The organism is Cupriavidus pauculus (assembly GCF_003854935.1).
GTDB classification, from domain to species: Bacteria; Pseudomonadota; Gammaproteobacteria; order Burkholderiales; family Burkholderiaceae; genus Cupriavidus; species Cupriavidus pauculus_C.
The window spans coordinates 97,168-116,787 of sequence record NZ_CP033968.1; the positions used below are offsets into that span (position 1 = coordinate 97,168).

The 19,620-nt window shown below is 59.6% G+C and carries 28 protein-coding genes; 8 read left to right on the forward strand and 20 right to left on the reverse strand.

Translation table 11 applies throughout. The features are described 5' to 3' along the window. Positions 1-102: 102 nt before the first annotated feature. Positions 103-1,098 carry a lambda-exonuclease family protein gene (locus EHF44_RS00480; protein WP_017512984.1) on the reverse strand — a complete coding sequence of 332 codons (996 nt, stop codon included), beginning with the start codon at positions 1,096-1,098 and terminating at the stop codon, positions 103-105. 374 nt (positions 1,099-1,472) lie between these two features. Then, positions 1,473-2,021, reverse strand: coding sequence for a hypothetical protein (locus EHF44_RS00485; protein ID WP_223277475.1), 549 nt, complete (start codon positions 2,019-2,021; stop codon positions 1,473-1,475). 59 nt (positions 2,022-2,080) lie between these two features. Between EHF44_RS00485 and EHF44_RS00490 the strand changes: the two genes are divergently transcribed. Next, positions 2,081-2,752 carry a hypothetical protein gene (locus EHF44_RS00490; protein ID WP_017512986.1) on the forward strand — a complete coding sequence of 224 codons (672 nt, stop codon included), beginning with the start codon at positions 2,081-2,083 and terminating at the stop codon, positions 2,750-2,752. Positions 2,753-2,826: 74 nt separating this feature from the next. Here EHF44_RS00490 and EHF44_RS00495 read toward each other — a convergent pair whose 3' ends face one another. Further along, complete coding sequence (locus tag EHF44_RS00495; RefSeq protein WP_017512987.1) at positions 2,827-3,501, reverse strand: hypothetical protein; 675 nt, start codon at positions 3,499-3,501, stop codon at positions 2,827-2,829. Positions 3,502-4,450: 949 nt separating this feature from the next. Here EHF44_RS00495 and EHF44_RS00500 point away from each other — a divergent pair. Then, positions 4,451-4,720, forward strand: a complete 270-nt coding sequence (locus EHF44_RS00500) for a hypothetical protein (protein ID WP_017512988.1) — start codon at positions 4,451-4,453, stop codon at positions 4,718-4,720. A gap of 209 nt (positions 4,721-4,929) precedes the next feature. On the opposite strand, the gene EHF44_RS28580 is transcribed toward EHF44_RS00500, so the two are convergent. Further along, positions 4,930-5,157 (reverse strand): hypothetical protein, encoded by a 228-nt coding sequence (locus tag EHF44_RS28580; RefSeq protein WP_017512989.1) that lies wholly within the window; start codon positions 5,155-5,157, stop codon positions 4,930-4,932. Between the two features lie 190 nt (positions 5,158-5,347). Further along, positions 5,348-5,683: a hypothetical protein gene (locus tag EHF44_RS28585; protein WP_017512990.1), complete on the reverse strand. Its 336-nt coding sequence runs from the start codon at positions 5,681-5,683 to the stop codon at positions 5,348-5,350. Positions 5,684-5,706: 23 nt separating this feature from the next. Here EHF44_RS28585 and EHF44_RS00515 point away from each other — a divergent pair, with 23 nt between their 5' ends. Then, positions 5,707-6,894, forward strand: coding sequence for a hypothetical protein (locus EHF44_RS00515; protein WP_124682101.1), 1,188 nt, complete (start codon positions 5,707-5,709; stop codon positions 6,892-6,894). A gap of 49 nt (positions 6,895-6,943) precedes the next feature. Here EHF44_RS00515 and EHF44_RS28235 read toward each other — a convergent pair whose 3' ends face one another. The 15 genes from EHF44_RS28235 to EHF44_RS00585 all read right to left on the reverse strand — a co-directional run bounded on the left by EHF44_RS28235 (position 6,944) and on the right by EHF44_RS00585 (position 14,034). Further along, positions 6,944-7,117 carry a hypothetical protein gene (locus EHF44_RS28235; RefSeq protein ID WP_017512992.1) on the reverse strand — a complete coding sequence of 58 codons (174 nt, stop codon included), beginning with the start codon at positions 7,115-7,117 and terminating at the stop codon, positions 6,944-6,946. A 48-nt stretch (positions 7,118-7,165) separates the two neighbouring features. Beyond that, positions 7,166-7,438, reverse strand: coding sequence for a hypothetical protein (locus EHF44_RS00520; protein ID WP_017512993.1), 273 nt, complete (start codon positions 7,436-7,438; stop codon positions 7,166-7,168). Next, on the reverse strand, positions 7,438-7,656 hold the full coding sequence (locus EHF44_RS00525) for a hypothetical protein (RefSeq protein ID WP_017512994.1): 219 nt from the start codon (positions 7,654-7,656) through the stop codon (positions 7,438-7,440). The genes EHF44_RS00520 and EHF44_RS00525 overlap by 1 nt, the downstream gene beginning before the upstream one ends. A 62-nt stretch (positions 7,657-7,718) precedes the next feature. Continuing rightward, the gene (locus EHF44_RS00530; RefSeq protein ID WP_017512995.1) at positions 7,719-7,949 is read right to left on the reverse strand and encodes a hypothetical protein; all 231 of its coding nucleotides are present in this window, start codon (positions 7,947-7,949) and stop codon (positions 7,719-7,721) included. A gap of 59 nt (positions 7,950-8,008) precedes the next feature. Beyond that, a complete protein-coding gene (locus EHF44_RS00535; RefSeq protein WP_017512996.1) occupies positions 8,009-8,206 on the reverse strand; it encodes a hypothetical protein in 198 nt (65 codons plus the stop codon). Between the two features lie 41 nt (positions 8,207-8,247). Next, positions 8,248-8,787 (reverse strand): hypothetical protein, encoded by a 540-nt coding sequence (locus tag EHF44_RS00540; RefSeq protein ID WP_017512997.1) that lies wholly within the window; start codon positions 8,785-8,787, stop codon positions 8,248-8,250. Between the two features lie 331 nt (positions 8,788-9,118). After that, entirely contained in the window at positions 9,119-9,343 is a 225-nt protein-coding gene (locus EHF44_RS00545) for a hypothetical protein (protein WP_017512998.1), read from the reverse strand. Continuing rightward, entirely contained in the window at positions 9,340-9,564 is a 225-nt protein-coding gene (locus EHF44_RS00550; protein WP_029309140.1) for a hypothetical protein, read from the reverse strand. The genes EHF44_RS00545 and EHF44_RS00550 overlap by 4 nt, the downstream gene beginning before the upstream one ends. A 114-nt stretch (positions 9,565-9,678) precedes the next feature. Next, on the reverse strand, positions 9,679-10,068 hold the full coding sequence (locus EHF44_RS00555; RefSeq protein WP_017514913.1) for a hypothetical protein: 390 nt from the start codon (positions 10,066-10,068) through the stop codon (positions 9,679-9,681). A 115-nt stretch (positions 10,069-10,183) separates the two neighbouring features. Beyond that, a complete protein-coding gene (locus tag EHF44_RS00560) occupies positions 10,184-10,453 on the reverse strand; it encodes a hypothetical protein (protein WP_017514912.1) in 270 nt (89 codons plus the stop codon). 1 nt (position 10,454) lies between these two features. Continuing rightward, positions 10,455-11,054, reverse strand: coding sequence for an RDD family protein (locus tag EHF44_RS00565; protein ID WP_051069075.1), 600 nt, complete (start codon positions 11,052-11,054; stop codon positions 10,455-10,457). Further along, complete coding sequence (locus tag EHF44_RS00570) at positions 11,051-11,908, reverse strand: DNA/RNA non-specific endonuclease (RefSeq protein ID WP_017514910.1); 858 nt, start codon at positions 11,906-11,908, stop codon at positions 11,051-11,053. The genes EHF44_RS00565 and EHF44_RS00570 overlap by 4 nt, the downstream gene beginning before the upstream one ends. Next, the gene (locus tag EHF44_RS00575; protein WP_017514909.1) at positions 11,905-12,420 is read right to left on the reverse strand and encodes a VRR-NUC domain-containing protein; all 516 of its coding nucleotides are present in this window, start codon (positions 12,418-12,420) and stop codon (positions 11,905-11,907) included. Before EHF44_RS00575 ends, EHF44_RS00570 begins: the two co-directional genes overlap by 4 nt. A gap of 2 nt (positions 12,421-12,422) precedes the next feature. Further along, positions 12,423-13,013, reverse strand: coding sequence for a hypothetical protein (locus EHF44_RS00580; RefSeq protein WP_017514908.1), 591 nt, complete (start codon positions 13,011-13,013; stop codon positions 12,423-12,425). Next, positions 13,006-14,034 (reverse strand): ParM/StbA family protein, encoded by a 1,029-nt coding sequence (locus EHF44_RS00585; RefSeq protein WP_029309145.1) that lies wholly within the window; start codon positions 14,032-14,034, stop codon positions 13,006-13,008. The genes EHF44_RS00580 and EHF44_RS00585 overlap by 8 nt, the downstream gene beginning before the upstream one ends. A gap of 235 nt (positions 14,035-14,269) precedes the next feature. Between EHF44_RS00585 and EHF44_RS00590 the strand changes: the two genes are divergently transcribed. The 5 genes from EHF44_RS00590 (at position 14,270) to EHF44_RS00610 (ending at position 19,607) form a co-directional block, all read left to right on the forward strand. Next, positions 14,270-14,794: a hypothetical protein gene (locus tag EHF44_RS00590; RefSeq protein WP_017511114.1), complete on the forward strand. Its 525-nt coding sequence runs from the start codon at positions 14,270-14,272 to the stop codon at positions 14,792-14,794. Between the two features lie 1,627 nt (positions 14,795-16,421). Continuing rightward, positions 16,422-16,691 (forward strand): hypothetical protein, encoded by a 270-nt coding sequence (locus EHF44_RS00595; protein ID WP_011514782.1) that lies wholly within the window; start codon positions 16,422-16,424, stop codon positions 16,689-16,691. Between the two features lie 20 nt (positions 16,692-16,711). After that, positions 16,712-18,520 (forward strand): UvrD-helicase domain-containing protein, encoded by a 1,809-nt coding sequence (locus EHF44_RS00600; protein ID WP_223277474.1) that lies wholly within the window; start codon positions 16,712-16,714, stop codon positions 18,518-18,520. Between the two features lie 121 nt (positions 18,521-18,641). Continuing rightward, complete coding sequence (locus EHF44_RS00605) at positions 18,642-19,046, forward strand: hypothetical protein (protein WP_017511118.1); 405 nt, start codon at positions 18,642-18,644, stop codon at positions 19,044-19,046. Between the two features lie 30 nt (positions 19,047-19,076). Then, positions 19,077-19,607 (forward strand): hypothetical protein, encoded by a 531-nt coding sequence (locus EHF44_RS00610; RefSeq protein ID WP_051705539.1) that lies wholly within the window; start codon positions 19,077-19,079, stop codon positions 19,605-19,607. Positions 19,608-19,620 lie beyond the last annotated feature (13 nt).

A 19,620-nucleotide genomic window follows, 5' to 3' on the forward strand; every position in this document is an offset into this window, starting at 1 on the left:
AAGGCCGAGATGGAAAGCCTTGTGAGGAGAAATGGCGCACAGCTCTGCGTAGATCTGGCCGCGAAGAAGAAAAAAAGCCTCCCGGGTGTGGGAGGCTTGGGGTTAGATGACAAGCTCGACGGTGTCTCGATACTTGCCAAGATTCGGTGGAGCGTCGGGCACTGCGATCGCCTTCGGACGATGAATCTGCAAGGGCGTCGTATCCACGTCAGTGAGATTGAAGTCCTTTGCAACGGTGATTCGGAAGGACTCTTTGCCTTTGCCGCGGTACGAATCCACATCCGTGTCGGTCACTACCACGCCTTTGTCAGCAAGCAGCTTTGTGTAGTCCACTTCGCCTTTCTTGTTGGTTCTGGATAGAAGCACGCCACAGCCTTCTCGCAGCTTTTCACCAGGTGCCAACAATGCAATGAGTGCTTCACGGGCCAACTGCTCTCGTTCCTCCAACTCGTCTCTCTCGCGCTTGATAAGGAGGTAGTGAGTCGCTGCTGCTGCCCACTCATCGGACTCCCATATCCCAGACTGTACTCGCTCCCAGAAGATGACCTCTGCGGCGACAATCTGGTCAATGCGGGCCTGATCGCGAGGCACTCGCAACAAGACGCCGTCCTGGCCGTCAAACGAGTAGTAGTTCCCGTAGTCAGCCTCAGCAACGAAAATCTGTTGCTGGACCTGGTCGACGTACTCCTCAGGCACCAGGCCGCTGAGGGCCAGTTTGTGGGCACGTTCACCAGGACACTTGACCTCGAGCGGCTCGCCCGAGAACAAGTCGAAACCGTCGAACGACGCCCGAATGAACGGGTGGACGGCACTCTCGGCGACGAGGGGGGTGACTGTGGTGTTCGTCAGCTTCTCGTACTGCGCCCGCGCAAGAGGTTCTAGGAGTTTTCCCCGCTCGCGGATCTTCTGAAGGATGGGATTGCGTTTCGGGTCGGTACCCTTACCCGTCTTATGCTTGAAAAGCTCATAAGCGCGAGTGTAGTGCGACTTTCCCATGATGATTGGGGCATCTGATGCTCCGATGCCCTTGAAGCGCCAAGCAAGCCATTCAGGTGAGCCCTGAATAGTTGCTGGCCCTGACAGGACTTGCATTGCCATGGAGATCTCCTTGGGGTTGCCATGCCATAGCACGGCGTCTTCGCTTGACCCAAGGAGATGTCGAACGTGTGCAGCTAAGCCGCGCTGGTGGCCAACGGAGGGCCGCGCTAGAACGGCCTAGACAATTCCGGTGATGATGTGAGAGGCATCGACACGGCGTAACGACCGGGGCTCCTGGGCGACGAAACCCGCGCCAACGTGATCCAGGGAAAACCGTTCCCGAAGCCGGGCCGACAGAACGAGACGTAGGGGAAGTTACTGTCCAGCAGACAGCGGAAGTATCTAGCTGGCAGAAAACGTATTTCAGATTGAAAAAGCCCTCCGCTACGAATAGCGAAGGGCGTGTCTTACTTGCGCGGGCTTGCGAACGGTGCTTACTCCTTTAGGAAGAGCCCAGGCAGGATGCCAACTCCGGCACCCGAACGTAGCCTCTCGCAGTCTTGGCACCAGAAGGACTTCTTGTTACCCATCAACGTTGTGGTCAGCGGGTTCAGCCCAAGCACGAATGCGTCCTTACGGCTTGGCACCAAGATCATGAACTCGTGCCCCTGGCTATCCCAACTCTTCCAGGTGACGTCGAACGTTCCGACGGACCCTGCCCATTGGCTGCTTGGGTCCTTCGTGACCTCGAGAGTTCCGGTTCCTTCCTTGGCATCACCACCGAAATTGTTGAGGGAGAGTTTCGCCGTGACACCGACAGAACTTCCCCCAAACATATTCGTCGCGGTGTACACCGCAGGCTTGTCCGAGCACGCAGAGACCCCAATGGCTCCAATGGCCACCAGCAGGGCGAGGAAGAGCTTTCTCATGTATTTTTTCTCCGATAGGTTGGTTGGACGCAAGTTCATCGTCATGTCCTTGCGCGGAAGGAATGACTCACAGGAAGCCATAACTGGCGTCACGTATATGCGGTTGTCGGGCATCTCAGAGGGTCCTGCTATGCCGAATCGTCGGCACAACCTTCATTAACGGAGAGATACCCATGACGCTTTACTCGAAACCATGTTCGATTCACAACCAGCTCCGGACTGGGGCTCATATGCTGAGTGGTGACGTACGCGCCTTCGTGGAGAGTCAGGCGTTCACTGATGGCTTAGTCACCGCTGAGAAGTACGATGTTGAGAAGGCCAGAATGACCATCGCCATGCTGAAATGCGTCGCCCTGGACCCCCTGCGCGGAGCAGATCTCCATGCGTTCATCACGCAGGGGGAGGGAAAGCTTCGCTGCAACCTCGCGTTTGACCGCCTGGCAAACTTTGTGGGTTTGTTCGAGATCGATTTGGCGGCTCCGCTCGCCAAAGCACTGGTCGATGCCGTCGAACAGAACCTGCGCGGCCGAATGTTCAAAGCGGCGCAAACTAGTCGGCGTATTGAGCGTAGGTCAGTAGGCATGCTGGCAAAGGCGGCCAGGAGGGGGAATGCCGCTTATCGGGCCTCGCTTGACGCCGCCATGCCAAAAGGAGTGCTTCGCTGGAGCCCTACGCCAGAGGACTACTTCCGCGCCAACGCAGAGTTTGATCGAGCGTACGGTAATGCCAGGGAGAACATCGAGCGCCGACTTAGCGCTCTGGGCCGAGTGGCTTCGCCGGGGTTCACCGGCGGCTACACGGAAGCCGTCGCTGGATTCCTGCACAGTTACCTTTCGAGCAACTAGGCGTTTGCAGTCCATAAACAAAAAGGGCCCGCTTGTGTTACAAGCGGGCCTTCTTCTTTGTCGGTTATCCTGGCCTACTGGGCAATCTTGAGATTGATAGCGCGGCTGAGTCCTTCGCTGGCGTTCACCAGCCGCAGATCGTCGAGCGTCAGTTCAGGATTGTAGGAAGCCGCCACGGAAGTCGCGCAGCTGCGGCCCACCCGGCAAACCTCATACTCCACGACGAGCACGGGCTTCTTTACGGCCGCCGCGGAGCCTGCTGCCGCAGGATCGGTAGTCGCTGGATTCTGGCTAGTGAGGTCCTTATTCACGTGGTCCAGATTCACCAGCACATCGTTGGCCATATAGCTTGGGTCGGAACAAGTGCCAAAAGCCAGGCAAAGTCCAATTGAGGCTGCGATTCCAACCCCTGTGCTCAGGCTGACTTTACCGTCTTTGCCTTGTGGTGTGTACTTGTCTGCCTCGCCGGCGTAAAGCTCGCGCACGGAGTAGCGGATGCCTGGGTCGTCGTTGGAGACGTTGTACCCAGCCGCGGCAATCTTCTGGCTTAGCTTTTCAGCTACTGCCTCTTGTCCCTCTGGAGCAGTGACCCCAACCTTGCCCGAAAAGGAGCCGAGATTGGTATTCACATGCGCAGCGATAACTCGATAGTCGTCAGTCGCAACAATTGACGGCTTTGCTGCGAATGCAGGGGAACTGCAGGCCGTGATCAGGACCGCGATGGCGGCGAAAACTCCTCGAAAGTTCATGTGACCCTCCTAGTAACACGTATGTATATTATTGCTGGGGTTGATTGTATATGGATTGTCAAGTTTTGGGGAAGTTACCCCGGGGATGTGTGATACGACTGCGCTGTGTGAGAGCTCATAAAAAAACTGGGCTCGCGTATCACGTGAGCCCAGTCTTGAGAACATCGAACGCCGTAGCATTCGACCAAAGGGTGCCGAGGCACCGTTTCAAGACTGGGCCCATAGCTTTACCTGATTGGATTCGTCGACAGCAGTACGACGTTTCTAGGCTAGGTGTGCCTTTGCGACTCCCCACCAGTATGCACATGGCCGCTGTGTGATGGACTTTGCGTCCGGGGATAGTCATTGGCGCTTGCTCCCGTAGGGGGGAGCACTTGAGGGTTTGTATCTCTACGACCCATTCCTCCGTTGGTTCCGTGCGGAATCACGTGTTGTCCAACGCTCGGGAGACACCCGGCGTGCGACAGTTGTCGGTTCTCAGCGAATCCAGTGACCGAAGTCACGTTCATCTAAGACATCGGCGTGCATAGCCGTCGTCGAGCACACAAAACAATCACGTGGGAGGCGTTGGGGAAAGATACGCTCAAGCGGTGATGGGGCATTGCGCTGGCCCGTCACCCTAGATGACTACAAGGGAGGCGTCGCTACCTCGGATCAGCCTGGTGTCTCCAGTTCCTGCATCCGTTGAACCTTGCCCTTGGTGATGTGCAACATCCGCGCATACAGGGACTGGGCGGGTATGCCGTGTGACCTCTCCTTCTCCTTCCTTTCCTTCCTGTGCTGCAGCCTGCCTGTTCCTATCTTGCTGGGAGGGTGAGACCAGACCCGATGGGGAAGGGTGTCCGCGCCCGACCACCCACCGAAGCCGACCGGGGACAGTTGCTAATTCATGTGACTCATCTCTCCAGAGTCAAACAACAGCGGCGCTGCCGCCCCCTAGGAGCTTTGGATGGACACTAACGAAACTCACTCTGGCGAAACGCGAATCGAGCGCATCACTGGCGGCCACAATCGCGTTCTCGTGCTGCATACCAAGGACTCGGAAACCACCATTGTCATTCCGCCTGGTGTCAACGAGCACGATTGGATGGGACTGGAAGCCGAGCGGAACAGGCGAGAGGCGGCAAGTCTCTTCGATCGAGCACAGCAGCTGGCGGCTCGTGCTAAGCGGCTGGATTTGGCCGCCGGCTTGTGCAAGCCGTCAAATCCGTCGAACTGAATGGGGATCGCCTCGGCGATCGCTCCTCCTGTAACCGTGGTGCCCACCGAGTACCCTCTCACGAGGTACCGGTGGGTTTTTCTTTTCAGGGGACTCAAATGGCTACCAACTGCATGAACTCGCCTCCCGCTCCGGCGCCGCGGCATCACCGCCACATGGCGTGTCCAAGCACCAATGAGAAAGGCCCCTCAAAGAGGGGCCGGTGGGAGTTAGAAGCCTTGCTGGGCCATGAGAGACCTAACAAGGGCGGGGGCCACACTGACGATGATGCCAATCAGTGCCAGTTTGAAGCCCAGAGACTGAGCGTCCAGACTGGCCACGAATGCGCGAAGGTGGAAGGCGACAAAGACGACCTTGTACATGAAGTCAAGAATCTCTTTGGCTACCCACCCTGCGATGTTCGCGCCGGCGATGATGATTTGGACGAATTTGTCCATTGGTGCTGCTCCACGCGAGAGGTTGGCCGGCTTGCGCCGGGTGCCCGGGAAATGGGCCACCCACCGGATCGGGGGTGAGAGCGGCCAGCTCGCTGGTCTGGCGTTCGATCAAACTACTGAACTGCTCTCTCGCGTATAGCTAGGACGATTTGGACGCCTGCATCCGAACCACATTCCTTCAATCGGCTTGTCAAACCTGGCCTGTAGCCGCCGTTCTCAGGTAGCCGGCGTGATACGGGGCGCAGCCCATAATCCAGCGGCCTTCTAGTTCGAGGTCGTAGTCCGAGAACGACGTTCCCGACGCATTGCATCTGGCCTCGTTCTCGATGACGGCATCGAGGCGGACAATCTCTGTCTCATTAAGCGGTCGAATGCCTGTCTGGCGGGAGCTGCTAGCCCAAGCCTTGTACTCGGGAGTACCGTGCTCGTCGAGCCAATCTCGATGCTTGAACATCTCCCTGTCCGTGGTGAAGCCGAGGGCGACCGCTTCGTCGCTGACGCCTGAAATTGCTGCTTTTCCTGTCATTTCGTACTCCTTCGAGTTGAACCGTGCAAGCTGATATGCCGCACACGAAGGAAGAAGGGCGAGACCTGCTCCGGCAAAAAAAGCCCGCTCCGGATGAACCGGCAGCGGGCTGGGCGGGAGTCAACGGGTGTATTGTTAAAGCCGACCAAGTTCGACGCTGCCGGGCAGCGGCAAATCGGGGTGAGACCGTGATTCAGTTCCTTGCAGACCAGATAGACCAGCTCGACCTTGCTCTAGACCAGCTCGCGTTGCAGGATCGGAACTTTGACCGGTTCGCTATGATGCTGACGGACAATGTCGTCGAACTGACATTGCACCGGCATGCAGAAGACACTCGAGTACTTGAATCGGATCTGCGCCTTGGGGGCCAGACTCCAGGAATCGATCAGAAGATTGTGTCGGAAGCTTTGGGGGCGAGGTTCGACGGCAAGGTAAAGTTGGCGCGTACGACCGGGCTGATTGATGCGGAATTGAGCGCGACGCTGCTTTATCTCCATGGTTTCCGGAATACTGCGTACCACCGCGGTGCCCGGCATGAGGGCGTTCTGCATTCGGTTTCGCTCTTCTACGTGCGGTGCGCCTGCGAGATTCTTGCGCGGTACCAGCCCCTTGGGTGGTACTCAGCGAGCGGGGACAAGATCTCGCACCGCGCTGTGAAGTACCTTGGCTCCATGAAAGGAAAATTGCCAACCGAACCTTTCGGGCGCGCATGGGCCCAGATATCGGAAGTCGCACTGCATCTGGGGGACAGGCTCGTAGCTGATCTGCACTGCGACATGCAGAAGACTATAGAGACGTTCGCCGAAAGCCTGGGATTGCTTGCGCAGTACCCTGAGCCTGGTGGTACACCGCGCAGCACTGTGATCATTGAGAGTCAGGTGTGGCACGTTGCCTTTTCGTCCGTGGGGGAAGACTATGCTCGAGTCCACGGTGGACCGACGTCGCCGTCGGCTGACTACGTGCGCTGGATAGAAGCCAACTTCCCATGGATCGACCGCGTTGACCCGGTTCCGTCGTGGCGAAGGCGAGCCGCCACACTCGCGAAGGAAAAGAATCCGCATTCGGCCGTTAAGAAGTACTGCGACTTCATGCGGCAGTCTGAAATGTTGCGTGAAGCGATCGATGCGGCTGCTGCTCAGCTCAACGCCCATCTGAACAACCTGGTGGATTCGTACCTCGAAGAACAGGCTCTTCAGCGAGGGAAGCCGTGAAGGAAAAAAATGAAAACGCCCCTTCGGAAAGGGGCGTCACAGCGGTTGATTAAGCATCCTGAGCGGCGTCGCGCATCAGTGAAGTGGCCTCAGCGTACGAGAGCCCATTGTCACGATAGTAGAGCGCACCCTGATGGATGGCGCCGTCGTGGCTGTAGCCTTCCTTGCGGTACTCGAGATACTTGTCGGTTGCCCGAGCGAGCTGTTCGAGGGTGAACTGCATTTCTGCCTCACTTGGTGGTGCGTTGCAAAGCGCCGCGAGAACGACGGACTAGAGTTGATATGCGATTGCCTGACGCAGGGCAGAGGCGTCCATGTAGGCGCCATGCTTCGCGATGTAGCGGCCGATTGCTACGTCCAGCTTGACTACTTTCAGCTTTCGCATGCTGTTCAATGCTCTGAACGCTTCTTCGCGAGTGCATCCCGTGATCTCCTGTACTGTTTCCACGAAGTTCTCTTCAGCGTTCGCAATGCGTTGGGCGACGGGTTTCGCTCCAGGGAGCCGTGCGTTCTGGTGCATACCTGCCTTGGCCTTAGCGGTCATCAGATGCCGCCTCCGTACCCAAGCTGGGACATGATCCAGTCGCAGACAAAGCGGCGCTTCACCTGATCAGCTTTCAGCTCCGAGTCCTCACCTGCTTCACGAATCACCACCGCTGCAATGTCACCGCGCGTGCGATCGTGGCCGACGGTAGGCAAAGAGCGAACAACTGCGCTGAAGACTCGCTTGCCCGCCGTTGCCTTGACTGCGTCAAAGTCCATTTCTTTCCTTTGTGTTTCGACCGCAACGGCGGCCGTCGCATATGCCTGGTTGTCGATAATCGTCAGATCACTTGCCCATGAAGAGCTTGAACCTCGCGATAGTTGTTGGCCATGTCATGAAGCCAGCACACCTTGATGCGTAGATCGTCCGATGAGGGAGACACGTCCCACTCAACAAGGCTGTAGCAATGCCCGCCTTCATCGAACACTCGTGCTTCTGAACTTCCCATGGAGATGCGGTTGAACCCCTTGTTTCTAAGAAATTTCTGAACGCGCTTCCCGTTTGCGGTCATCGTTCTTTCCCTTGAATGTTGTGTTGTTCCATCGCCCGCCGAAGCGGGCGGGTCGGGTGCTAGATCTTGCGAACGGTACCGCTCGCGATGTTCCAGCCGTTAGGCGCGAAACCTTTGCGGTTTCCCCACTTGTCGCTTTCGATGAAGGAGCCGTCGTTCAGGTTGAACTGCTCGCCGCCATCCTGCAGCGGCTTTACGCTGCGAGAGTTGGCGCGAAGAAACGTGCTGGATTTCAAGATGAAGTCTTTGGCCTGCATTTCTCGATTCCCTTCGCCCGGGTTTGCGGGCAGATTTGTGGTTAGCGTTCCGCGGATTCGCCGTCGATCTCGAAGCAATATGGGTTGCTCTCGTCCGTGGAGACTTCCGCGAGGATCGGCTCGCCGTTAGGCCATGAACCAAGGTTGGCGGAGTTGCCTTGAATACGGTCGAGCAACTTGATTGCTTCCGCCTTGCTGGTGGCCTTGACGCGCACCGCGCAGGACAGCCGTACATCAAACGCGTACTCGTGAATCTCTGTCGTAGTACCGATGGTCACCGGGTCCGTCGACATGTCGGTCAGTGCGGTCGCAAAGTAGTGACCGTATGCCAGCGGATCGGGGTCACTTGGCATCGAAACCAGGAATAGCAGTTCATCGCATTTGGCCAATCCGTTGACCTCCATGCCGACGGCTGCAATGGAGACCCGTTGGCCGCGGTACTTCTCCAGGTTGGGCAGCTTCTGAATTGCCTCGTCAGAGAAACGAGCCGATTTGAGACTGGCAGCAAATGCAGCTGCCTTGCTCGGGTCCTTGAAAATGCTGTCTGCTCCGCAGACGAGTTTGTTGCGGGCTTCTGCCATGGATCTCTCCTCTTGAAGGTTGGACTTGCATGAGGCAATGAGACACAGGCAAGACTATGTGCCAGCGGAAAGGAAAACGCCCCTCACTGGCTGGCCAGGAGGGGCGGGGGAGTTGGGAGGTCAGAGCATCAAGCCGTGTTGGAGGGCTGGTCGACGCAGAGCTCCTCGAAAGCCGGGCAGCTTTCAACTTCATCTACGTCTTCGGTTGGCCAGTTCTTCGAGCACTGGCTCAACTCTCCAGGCCTGTACGTGCAGTGCGCGCAGGTCGCGCACAGATCATCATCGGAAATTGAGCGCATTTTTCTCGTCTCCTTGCGTGGTGTTCCGTGGTTCAGTGGCCGCCGAGTAGCGCGGGTTGTGGTTCGGCAGTGAGGCTAGCCTTGTATTGACGGGCAAGCTTGAGGCTGTACGACGCGTTCGCCCGTGTTCTGTCCGCCAGCCAGGTTCCGGCCAGTTGGCCGCGCGCCCGGTGGATGCGAGCCCAGCGGGCGAGATATCGAGCGTCACGTACGAGCCACTCAATAGCCTCGCGGATTTCAGCCTGAGTCATGGTCATCCCCTTGCCTGGTGACCCGGCTCAGACTTGCCCAGGTTGATGAGCGCCGCGCGAAGCTCGTTGTGGTCCATGCGGTTGATAGCTACTTGTGCCTCGATCTTCCGCTCCAGCGGCAAGAGCGCGTGGATGTTCGCCTTCAAAACCTTGCGCGCCGTTTCGCAGAATTTGATGGCGTCCAGGCCTGCTTGGTTCGGACTGTGTTGGCTGGGGATTTGTGGCATGGATCTCTCCTCTTGAAGGTTTATCTTGCAAGAGGCAATGAGACACAGGCGGGACTAAGCGTAGACGGGAAGGGAAGAAAAACCCCTCACTGGCTGGCCAGGAGGGGGTGGAGGCTAGTTGGCAGGTACGATCCGGAGCGTGAAGGTATCCGGAAGCTTTCGCCCGAGGATGACGGAGGCGCACTGTCGGAATCGCTCCGACCAGGCTCCGGTTGTTCGGCGCCCGCTAGGTGCGCAGATCTTCCAGGCAGTTTCAATCTGGTCGTGCTGATCCTGAGTGACTTCGATGATCGAAGCGATTTCCTTCTCAATCCACGCGTCCGCAACTTCCACAGCGCGGCAGCGCGATGATTCGGTTCCCGCCGCGACCCAGTCGCCGCCGATTTCGCCTAGGACTTCAAACGTGCCAAGGATTCTGTTGGACGGTACGGCATGGATTACGCGAACGACGATTTCGCCCTCGACGCGCGAATACACTTCAGTTCGCTCTACTTGGTTCGGCATCAGTTACTCCCTACGGGTTGGTTTGCAGAGGAGTAATGCGGCGCATGTGGGAATAACCGCGGTGCCGTAGTCGCGGGCAGGGGCACGCTGATGTGCAGGTGCCCGCAGGGCGGACCTATCCATTGCTTCCACTGAACGGATTGGGTGCAACTCCCGGGGGTGCCACGGCAACTTGATCTGGCAACGGCCCGGCCTCGAGCGAAGCGACAATCAGGTCGAGGTTTGCTTTCAATGCCTTTGCCATGCTGAGGCCCGCTTTGTCCCTTGTCAGGTCTAAGCTTCCATAGATGGATACGCGATCAAGGCGGTTCTCGATGGTCATCTCGCCGATGGCTACGACCTCGGACTCGTTTGCAAACGGGCTGAGCGTTTGTGAGGTGGACATCTCAGATCCTTTGTTCGGCCTTGCCGAGCTTTGGGGCGATCGCCTTTGCCTTGGCGACAACGTTGGTCCCGGGAATGAAGTCGTGCAGGAACTGGCCGTTTGCACTCATCAGGGGGATGAGAAGCAGCAGGCCAGCCACTGCAGCGAGGAAAGCCGGCGAAGCGATGAAGAGGAGGCAAGTCAGGGTAACCACCTTCATCGCACTTCGCAGCAGAATTTCCCCAAAGCGCAGCTTTCGGTCGGCCGCGCTGCGCGTGGCCAGTCGGAACAGCCACTTGCCGGGAGTTCCTTCCATCCGCAGCTTGGCAAACATTGATTCGTAGGCCCACCAGATGGCGGGGAGGCCGGCCATCACGTATGGCGCGATACCTCGCGCGATCGCTTCGTACCAGGCAAAAGTCAGGTGGTCAGCAGGCACACCCGCAAAGATCACCTGCAGCTGCTCGGCTGACGGCATATCCATCATCATCGCCGCTATCCACGCTGCACCGATGGTTGCTGCGGCCACTACCGCTGCGAGGATACATGCATCTACGGCATTTGCGCCCAGCCGCCTACTGATGAGCAGGACCCTTGGCAGGACGTTTCGTTTCGTGATCATTGGGAATTTCCTATCGCGTGAGTAGTTGTGCTGCCCGGGAAAAGGTCTTTCAGGACCCGCTCGGCAGATTTTTCGATCCCCCGATCCGATCTGCCGCGGAGTTCGGGGCGGGGGAGGGGGAGCTTCGATGCCTTGGCTTCTGCCGGCAAACTTGGGAAGAAGACCAAGCCGGCCATCGCTTCAAGCTCAGGGAGTGAGACGACCTCGTAGGCTGTCCCGGGTTCGTTGTTGACAACGTAGGCCGCTCCCTTCTGTGCGGCTGGGTCGAAGACGACCTTGAAAATTCGGTCCGGGACCAGGACGCGCCCATTGAGCTGTTTGACCTTGGCGCCGGTGAAGAGTGGGCCGGTGATGACATAGAGCGAGCCGCGACGCTCGACAAGGTTGCGGACAGCCATCTCGATTCCGGCAAAAAGGTGGCGGTTGTTGTCCGGGTCCTGAGCGACGATGTTGCTGAGTGTGAAGCTCTCATACCGGGCCTCGGGAGTGCTCATGTCGCCACTTGGGGCGAGGTGACCTCGGTCTAGCCCCGACCGTGCAAAGTCCGCTAGTTCGGCGCGGTCCTTGGATGGGAGGCGCGAATCAGGGTGAAACGCGTCCGCCCGCTGCAGCGATCGGGCGGCGCGAATACGCGAAGGCGTGAGATGTTCCGCCGACCAGATAGCCGCACGGCTTAGGGGCGAATGCATGACGGCGAACTCGGTAAAGCAGAGCTCCGTAGCGCCCTGCGCCAGGCGGGCGTTTGCGACGATAGGAGCCGTGCCCTGGTAGTAGCTTCGCGCGCAGGCTGGGTCTTGGGCGTACCCCGGGATTGCCAGCACGCACAGCAGGGCGGCGAGCAGGTGCGATTTCATCGTAATCTGGTCCTCTTTGGCGGCTCGTACACAGTGCAAGGAGAGATCCCCTGGCCAATGCGTGCAGGAATGAAGTTGGCAAGTTGAGATGCGTCATCGACCCAGCCGGCCAATCCTCCGTTCTGCGCCACGTTCTGAAGGAATGCCCATTGATCGTCGGTGGGCTCCTTTCCCGGGCGCTTCACTTCCACAGCGAAGAATCGACCATCTTTCAGTTGTCCGACGATGTCTGAGACGCCAGGGATAGAGAACCGGACAAAGCGCTTCTGATCCCCTTCGCCGTACACAGCCACGCCTGTGTTCATGCGCATGACCCAAGCAACGCTGGGATGCTGCTCGAGCAGCTCCATGCATGCCAGCAGTACTTTGGTTTCGCGCGGCGACGGCGGATCGGTCGGCTTCGCTCTCGCCGCCCGCTTCGTGGGCTTCTCCTGGGGAACCACCGGCGTGCTGGTCTTCTGAGCACGACCGAGCAGCGCCTCGTACTCCTTCTCGCTGAGCCGTTTTCCCATTGCTAGCCGAACATGTCGCCAAGTTTTTCCAGTGCTTCGAGCGCTACGGGGTCGATGCTCTGGGGGCTCGCCGGCGCCGGATGCGCGGCTGGGACGGTTCCAGGGTTTGCGGCAACGGCAATGGCAGGGGGCACGATCGTGGCAGGCGTTTCCGCTTCCTCCATACCCTGCGCGAGAAGTGGTTGGATGGGCTCGACCACTGTTTCGCGCAAGGGTGGTGGTTGCTCCGCCGGCGCCTCTGCTACCGGAGACGGGGTAGCAGGACGGGCAGCCGGCCGGGCTGAAATTGCGCGGGGCTTCAGCACCCTGGCAGAGCGTCCCTTGGCGCCTCGGCGCACCTGCTTGTCGTGCGGTGCGGATTCGATGAGACCCCCGGGACCAGCCAGTGCCTCCTCAATGGCGTCATCCAATGTTCCTGCATCCCGGTGCTTGATGAACCACTGATACAGGACGCCCCGGATGAGAGGGGTTTCGGTCCGGTATGGCATTTCTGCGAGGAACTCCAGAGCCCCGGGGCAGGTTGCCTCCGCGATCACCAGGTTGATGCGCCGCTCCGGTTCGTCTGGGTCGAACACCCGGATGAGCTTAGGCATCTACGGTTTCCTGTTGGCTCTGCCGCTTCATCGCTTGGCGCAGCGCCACGCCCATGCCGTAACGGCCGAAGCCATTGGCTACTGACATGCGGGGGTTGTCAAGGAGAATGCAGTGCGACCACTTCTTCTTGATTTCCTCATAGAGCAGCGGGGCGCCACCGCCGGCCAGGATCACGCCGTGCAACTTCCGCACGTCCATGGACAGCAAGGAGTCGGCCTTGGCGTTGATCTTCTGGGCAACGTGCGAGACCGCCTTTGCAACTTCTTCGGAGATGTCGATTTCTTGACCAAACTGCAAAATCGATTTGGTCCGGATCGCGGTTTCGCACTCGATGAGATTCGAGTGAATCCCGCGGCCATCGAGAATGCGTACCAGATGCTCCGCGGCGAAATTCAGCCCTTCGCATGTGCCGGCGCCGCGTTCAACGTACTGCCCTTCGAGCATCAGCAGAAAGTCGGTCGTGAAGTGGCCGACTTCGATGACAGCCCAACTCTTCGTCCGCCCGGATGCGTCAGTGATATGACTCCGGATCGGGAGCCCCTTTTCGTCGAGGTAGAAGTCGCAATACGCGCCCATCGGTTGGGGCAGGACCCGCATCTCGGCCTTAACGACACGTTCCGTGACCTCTTTGAGCCGAGCTTGCTGGGAAGAGAACAAGTTCGCTGGGGTACCGATCACCAGAAGCGGCTTGTCGAGGCCCGGAACCCCCATGGCTTCAAAGCGCTTCATGGTCGAGGCGACCAACACCTGGTACTCGGGGGTGTTGATCCAGTCGTTCGACAGGCCGGCATTGGCGCCGGGGCTGCCCTGCAACCGAGCAGTGTCGCCCGTGAAGAACTGCTTTCCCTCGATTTCGACGGTTTCGATGGCGGCTCGTCGAGCGGTCGTCTCGTCGGAGATCCCGATGGCGGGCGAGACGATGGAGGGGAAGGTGAGGGGGTAGGACTCGCCTTGGGCAAAGGCGACGGCCTTGACGGCGCTACGGCCCACGTCGAGGCCAATGATGGTTTGGGTCAGCATGAAATTCTCACAGTGCAGAGTCGAAAAGGCCCCGCAACCGGGGCCGGCCACCGATGCGCAATCCGCTGTGCGCAATGTGTACTGCTCATTGTTCACTGCAGATACCGCACCTGTTACGCGTCCGCATTTTAGAATACATAACACGTATTGACAAGACGACTGTAGCGAACGGAGAATTGCCCCCCCGGGGTTGTTTACGCAATGTGATAAGCAACCCCCAAAGGACGCTTAATACATGGTGCGTAACCAACCCCCCGAGATCGACGATTTTGCAGTTGCCCTGACCGCGGCCCGAAAGGCGGTCGAGGAGACGGAAAACCTTATCCGAATCATTGATTCAACCCTCGAACGTATTGATTCCCTGATGTACGTGATGCAGCCGTTTCAGTCCGGCCGAATTGGCATAAAGCGGGTGTTCAGTAACGGGAGATTGCGCTGGCAAGTGCGAATCTTTCGGCAGCTCCGTAGCCGCAAGTGGGTCTCCTCGTTTGCGAGCCACAAGGGGTTGCGGCGCCGCGTGAAGCGTTCCCGGGAGTGGGAGGCAAACTACAAGTTCCTGCAGTTGCTCTGCGATCGAGTCACCCTGCTGTTTGAGTTGCGGTCGCAAGCGGTGGACCGGCTCTGGCGTTTCTCGCATGGATCGACCCGTTCCACCAGGGCCCGAGAGGCTGCGATAAGCGACACGGTCGCCCTAGTGGACGGGCTGCTGGAGCGGATCGAGGCACGGTTCGAAGGCGATATGGAACTTGAGGACGAATAGGCTAAGCGGGATCAATGCCGACCAAGGCCCTGGTGCAGAGACTGTGCCGGGGCTTTTTCTTTATGGGTAGCGAGTGTCTCGGCCGGGCCGGATATTGGGCGAAGATTGGATTGAGGCGGACGTAGAGGAGATAGCTGCCAGGCGGAGGTCCTGTGGGGAGTCGGGATTTCTGCCACGCGGGGTATTGGGCGGAGGGAGTCCTGGGCTCTGTGCGATGGGAGACGGGACTGGCTCTGGCGGGATCTCGGGTTTGGCCTGTTCTGCGGCTTTGCGTAGTGCGCTGTTCTGCGGGCGGGTGGATGGGCTGGTTGTCTCACTCTGCCGACCGGTGGTCGTTCTCTCGCCTGCGCGGGTGTCCGCCTTGTTCCCTTGTTCTCTCTCTGTCCGATTGGGCGGCCGGTGGTCCTGTGCTTGTTGCGGTGGGGCGGGGAGGTAGCCGGCGATGGCTTGGTGCGGAGTGAGCTTGGGCGCGGAGTGAGAACTTCGGTTGGCGGTGGCTTGGGTTTGGTGTCCCTCGGCGGCCCGTGGTCCGCCGGAGGCTTTGGTGTCGCCGGCGCATCAGCGCGGGCCCCGTGAGGGGCTATGGTTCTGCCGACGGGATAACTATTTGTCCTGCCGGGGCTCGTTCTGGTGGTGTGCGGGCTGGGCTTGTGCGCCCTCCTGCGTCGGGGTTGTTGCGCCGCCGTGAGCATAACCATTTGTCCTCTTCCTTCCTTGTGTCGCCGCGGGATCTCGCTCCCTGTTCTTCCTGAGAGCCGGGTGCGCTGCTGCTGTCCTGCTGCCGGGGCGGGATTGGGCTGCTCCTTCTTGCCCGGTCATCTCTCACCGGAACTGTGGATGGGATCGAATGGATCTAATGGATGAAGGGGAGGGGCGGCCGGTGTCGTTCTGCCGATGGCGTGTCGGGGAGCCGGGTGGATCTGTCGGCGGGGCGGAGGTCTTGGGCTGGGGTGGTTGTTCTGCTGGCGTGGGAATGGTGCTGGTGGTGGATGGTTGTGGCGCTGGGTGGCTGGTTCTGTCGGCGGGGGATCGGGTGGAGCGGCGTTGTGCTGGCGGGAGACTGATGGTGTTGGTTCTGAGAGTGGCGGCGGTGCGGTGGTGGTGTCAGGCGGAGTGAGAAGTTTCGCTGGCGATGGTGCGAGAGAAGTCGGGTATGAGCTCGGATCGAGTGGGGCTGGTGTATCGGCAGGCGATGGCGTGGGTGAAGTCGGGTATGGGCGGGGCGGGGGCGGGAGATTGGCTGGCGATGGCGTGTTGCGGTGTGGTTGTTGGGCAGGCGGTTGTTTTGGCCGTGTGGGGGAGGGCTGGCGTACCTGGTGCCGTAGCCGCCGGCGCCGTGGGGGCGACGCCCGGCGAAGCCGGGCTGGGGTGTTGCCCCGGGGTAAATGTTTGGCCGGAGGGCTTCTCTTGGGCGCTCCCCTGTGGGTAAATGGTTGCCCCTGCTACCGGGTTCTATGACCGGCGTCGGTGAGTAAATGCTTGGCCGTTGCTGTTTCGCTGGTCTGGGTGCGGTGTATGTTGGTGTTGCTCTACCCATGCGTAACACGTATGCATAATTTGCTTGATTGATCTAAGTACTGTGCGTATGATGGGTATAAATGGTTGGCCACATATGAAGGGGTATGAGATGCGTACGAAGGTGAAGGTTGGTCTGATGATTGGAGGTGTCGTGCTGGTAGCAGCGGCGATCGTGCTGGCGCCCGTGCTGCGCGACCTGCCTTGGCTGAAGTGGACCCTGTACGTGTGCGCTGCACTGATGCTGTCCCCGCTGTTCATGGGCGGTCTCGTGGACGTGCCCGCCACCACCCCGGAAGATCCGACCTTCGAAAAGAATCGCATCGGCGATGCAAGGCAGGACGTCTGGGGGTTCAACGGCCAAGACAGCAACAACGACTAAGCGCGGCGAAACTGGAAAGGATGAAAGGGGTCGAGATGAGCAAGGCTACGCACGAACAACTTACCGCGATCAACAGCGCCGTCCGTCGCCTGGTGGTCCAGGCCTGCCCGGGTGCCGGCAAGACGTTCACCCTGAGGGAGTACGCCCTGGTGCGTCCCTCGGAGCGCATCCTGTACCTCACCTACACGAAGTCTCTCCAGACTGAAGCCGAGGGCAAGTTCCCCCAGAACGTCGAATGCCGCACCACTCACTCCCTTGCGTGGTCGTTCGGCCGTCGCTTCAAGGACGCCGGTAAGCTGGGCGACCTGCGCCCGAGCGACTTCGCCCGCGCCTTCGGCATCGAGATCGGCTTTGCCAGTATCCTGGTGACGACTGTCACGAGCTTTCTGTTCTCCGCGGATACCGACTTCGAGCCGCACCATGTGCCGGACACGATCGCCGAGGCAGATGTCGCTGAGACCCTGAAGTGGGGCCGGCTCGCTTGGGAGGCCATGCAGGATCTCGGCCGCAAGAACGTTCCCATGCCCCATGACGGCTATCTCAAGCTGTTCCAGCTTTCGAAGCCGGACCTGTCGCGTCGCTACGATCGCATCCTGTTCGACGAAGGCCAGGACGCCAACCCGGTCACGACCTCGATCGTTCTTGCCCAGAATTGCCCTGTGGTGATCGTCGGCGACCGGTATCAGGCGATCTTTGCCTTCCGGGGTGCCGTCAATGCCATGGACATGATCCAACCGGATGAAACGGTCTACCTCACCCAGAGCCATCGCTTCGGCCCTGGCATTGCCCGGCTGGCCACGATGCTCCTCTCCGCGTTCCGCGGCGAAGAGCGACCTGTGTACAGTGCCTTCCCGGATCGGCCGACTGGCTACACGGTCGACGTTTCCAAGCCGTACGCGGTCATCGGCCGCACGAACGCCAAGCTGTTCGACAAGGCTGTCGCCATGCTGGGCAACAAGCGTCTGCACTTTGTCGGTGGGCTCAGTAATTACCCATTTGACAAGTTGGTGGACGTTTGGAACCTGATGAGCGGCCAGCCGGCCGCCGTCAAGGACCAGTTGCTCAAGACCTTTGGTTCGCTGGAGAAGCTCGAGGAGTACGCGACGGGCGTTGACGACAAGGAGATTCTCTCCCTGATCGGTGTGGTGAAGGAGTACCGCAGCGCGATCCCGTCGCTGGTCGAGAGGATCAAGGCGGAAGCAGTGGAACAAGCAGAGCACGCTGACGTTCTGCTCTCGACGGCCCATCGTGCGAAGGGTCTCGAATTCAGCCAGGTACTGCTGCTCGACGACTTTGAAGACTTCGTCACGGCCAATGGCGAGCTGCTGACTCTGGATACGCCCGAACTGGTCCAGGAACTGCACCTGCTGTTCGTGGCACTCACCCGAGCCGAGGACGTTATCGAGCTCAACGCCCAGATGCAGGACATCATCGCGATCCTAGGGGATCGCGTGCCTGAAGCTCAGCCAACCCCGGGCGAGAGGAGCACCGAACAAGTGGGGGAGCAGCTTGGCCAGATTCCGGGTTTTGATTACGTGCCGGTTGTGTATACGTGTGATGTAGCGGAAAATGTCACACGTGAACAAAAGGCACCGGTGGTCGCGCTGGCGCAAGTGCCGGTTGGTGCTGGCACTGACATTGAGAAATCGGTGGAGCTGGCGATCCTCCGGCAAGGCCTCCTCCACGTTCCGCGGCTGGCGCAAGAGGTTGGCGTGAGCCGCGAGGTGATGGCGGATGTCATCGTCGAGATGATCCGGAAGGGCCTGCTGGCCGAGTCGCTCTTCCTGGGTAGCCCGGAAGTAGTCAGCCGGCTGCGGGTGGCTGCGTGATGGTTTCCCAGGAGGGATGGCTGGTTGCGGCACCCGCGTGGCGTCGCCATAGCCGTCGGTGGCTCCTGAAGGTGGAACATCTCATGTCGTTGGATTGGTCAAGTTTCGGAGAATTGGGACGATGAAGAACAAGGTCCGAGCACTCACCGAGCAGCAGGCGAAAGAAGTCTGGGCGATTCTCGTGCGCTGCTGCGGCGCACGAGATGTCGTCACGACGGCCGCAATCTTTGCGCGGCTCATGTCCGGTTGCACAGTCCCCATCCGATGGACGTTCGATAGCGCCAATGGCAGCGCGGTGTTCTGCGCTCCGGAGATGCGTGTCATCCCACGGGTGTCCATTCCGACCGGCACCTGGGTGGCGATGCTCCTGCGGGCGAACGAAGAGCTCTCTTTCATCGTGCCCGCCGGCGCCGAGATCGACTGCCGCTCGCTGGCGGAGCTCGCTTCGTGTGACCGGACCCAGGCCGCGGCGTCACTGGACGCACAGGGGGCAGGGGCTCAAGCCACTGCGCGCGTCGCAATCTGATTTTGACGTTTGGTCAAGAAACCAAGAATCATGAGCTCCATTGAACTTCATACTCGCTGCGGCCTAAAGTGCGTTCGTCTCGGCGGCGGCTGGTACTTCAATCCGAAGGTCAGCACGCAGGGCTTCTGCTACGTCGGCGATTCGACGGCACCCGATACCGAGATCGGCCCCGGCAGTCGCTACTACGGTCCCGACGTATGGGAGTCCAAAGACGGACCCATGTACGGGCGTGAACTACTCAAGGTTCGCCCGGTGCACTGGGATGCATGGTTTGCCGGTCACCTCAACGAAGCATATGGCGGCGATCGCCAGTACGACCGCATGAAGGCGTGGCCTGCGAAACTCGAGCTCACCGATGCCGGGCGCGACAAGGGGCTCCACGAACTGGATGGCCTGGTGGTGGGCAGCGAGGAAGAGTTCGTTGCTCGCCTGAAGTTCTTCGCCCAGGTGCCTGCCGTGGCAGTGCGCAAATCGGGTGTCACCGAACAGAAGGGCGCTTTCCCGCGACCGAATCCAGTCGTGGCAGTCACGTCCGCTGCGTGGCTCGGCGCCCAGCTCTGACGATGGCACATCT

Bases quoted from the DNA above. Each gene is read 5' to 3' on its own strand.
- EHF44_RS00550 (WP_029309140.1), bottom strand. From the start codon at position 9,564: ATGCCACAAATCCCCAGCCAACACAGTCCGAACCAAGCAGGCCTGGAC.
- EHF44_RS00575 (WP_017514909.1), bottom strand. From the start codon at position 12,420: ATGGGAAAACGGCTCAGCGAGAAGGAGTACGAGGCGCTGCTCGGTCGT.
- EHF44_RS00590 (WP_017511114.1), top strand. From the start codon at position 14,270: ATGGTGCGTAACCAACCCCCCGAGATCGACGATTTTGCAGTTGCCCTG.
- EHF44_RS00595 (WP_011514782.1), top strand. From the start codon at position 16,422: ATGCGTACGAAGGTGAAGGTTGGTCTGATGATTGGAGGTGTCGTGCTG.
- EHF44_RS28580 (WP_017512989.1), bottom strand. From the start codon at position 5,157: ATGGACAAATTCGTCCAAATCATCATCGCCGGCGCGAACATCGCAGGG.
- EHF44_RS28585 (WP_017512990.1), bottom strand. From the start codon at position 5,683: ATGACAGGAAAAGCAGCAATTTCAGGCGTCAGCGACGAAGCGGTCGCC.
- EHF44_RS00560 (WP_017514912.1), bottom strand. From the start codon at position 10,453: ATGTCCACCTCACAAACGCTCAGCCCGTTTGCAAACGAGTCCGAGGTC.
- EHF44_RS00570 (WP_017514910.1), bottom strand. From the start codon at position 11,908: ATGAAATCGCACCTGCTCGCCGCCCTGCTGTGCGTGCTGGCAATCCCG.
- EHF44_RS00535 (WP_017512996.1), bottom strand. From the start codon at position 8,206: ATGCAGGCCAAAGACTTCATCTTGAAATCCAGCACGTTTCTTCGCGCC.
- EHF44_RS00485 (WP_223277475.1), bottom strand. From the start codon at position 2,021: ATGCCCGACAACCGCATATACGTGACGCCAGTTATGGCTTCCTGTGAG.
- EHF44_RS28235 (WP_017512992.1), bottom strand. From the start codon at position 7,117: ATGCAGTTCACCCTCGAACAGCTCGCTCGGGCAACCGACAAGTATCTC.
- EHF44_RS00500 (WP_017512988.1), top strand. From the start codon at position 4,451: ATGGACACTAACGAAACTCACTCTGGCGAAACGCGAATCGAGCGCATC.
- EHF44_RS00520 (WP_017512993.1), bottom strand. From the start codon at position 7,438: ATGACCGCTAAGGCCAAGGCAGGTATGCACCAGAACGCACGGCTCCCT.
- EHF44_RS00585 (WP_029309145.1), bottom strand. From the start codon at position 14,034: ATGCTGACCCAAACCATCATTGGCCTCGACGTGGGCCGTAGCGCCGTC.
- EHF44_RS00565 (WP_051069075.1), bottom strand. From the start codon at position 11,054: ATGATCACGAAACGAAACGTCCTGCCAAGGGTCCTGCTCATCAGTAGG.
- EHF44_RS00580 (WP_017514908.1), bottom strand. From the start codon at position 13,013: ATGCCTAAGCTCATCCGGGTGTTCGACCCAGACGAACCGGAGCGGCGC.
- EHF44_RS00605 (WP_017511118.1), top strand. From the start codon at position 18,642: ATGAAGAACAAGGTCCGAGCACTCACCGAGCAGCAGGCGAAAGAAGTC.
- EHF44_RS00545 (WP_017512998.1), bottom strand. From the start codon at position 9,343: ATGACCATGACTCAGGCTGAAATCCGCGAGGCTATTGAGTGGCTCGTA.
- EHF44_RS00530 (WP_017512995.1), bottom strand. From the start codon at position 7,949: ATGACCGCAAACGGGAAGCGCGTTCAGAAATTTCTTAGAAACAAGGGG.
- EHF44_RS00540 (WP_017512997.1), bottom strand. From the start codon at position 8,787: ATGGCAGAAGCCCGCAACAAACTCGTCTGCGGAGCAGACAGCATTTTC.
- EHF44_RS00480 (WP_017512984.1), bottom strand. From the start codon at position 1,098: ATGGCAATGCAAGTCCTGTCAGGGCCAGCAACTATTCAGGGCTCACCT.
- EHF44_RS00610 (WP_051705539.1), top strand. From the start codon at position 19,077: ATGAGCTCCATTGAACTTCATACTCGCTGCGGCCTAAAGTGCGTTCGT.
- EHF44_RS00555 (WP_017514913.1), bottom strand. From the start codon at position 10,068: ATGCCGAACCAAGTAGAGCGAACTGAAGTGTATTCGCGCGTCGAGGGC.
- EHF44_RS00600 (WP_223277474.1), top strand. From the start codon at position 16,712: ATGAAAGGGGTCGAGATGAGCAAGGCTACGCACGAACAACTTACCGCG.
- EHF44_RS00490 (WP_017512986.1), top strand. From the start codon at position 2,081: ATGACGCTTTACTCGAAACCATGTTCGATTCACAACCAGCTCCGGACT.
- EHF44_RS00495 (WP_017512987.1), bottom strand. From the start codon at position 3,501: ATGAACTTTCGAGGAGTTTTCGCCGCCATCGCGGTCCTGATCACGGCC.
- EHF44_RS00525 (WP_017512994.1), bottom strand. From the start codon at position 7,656: ATGGACTTTGACGCAGTCAAGGCAACGGCGGGCAAGCGAGTCTTCAGC.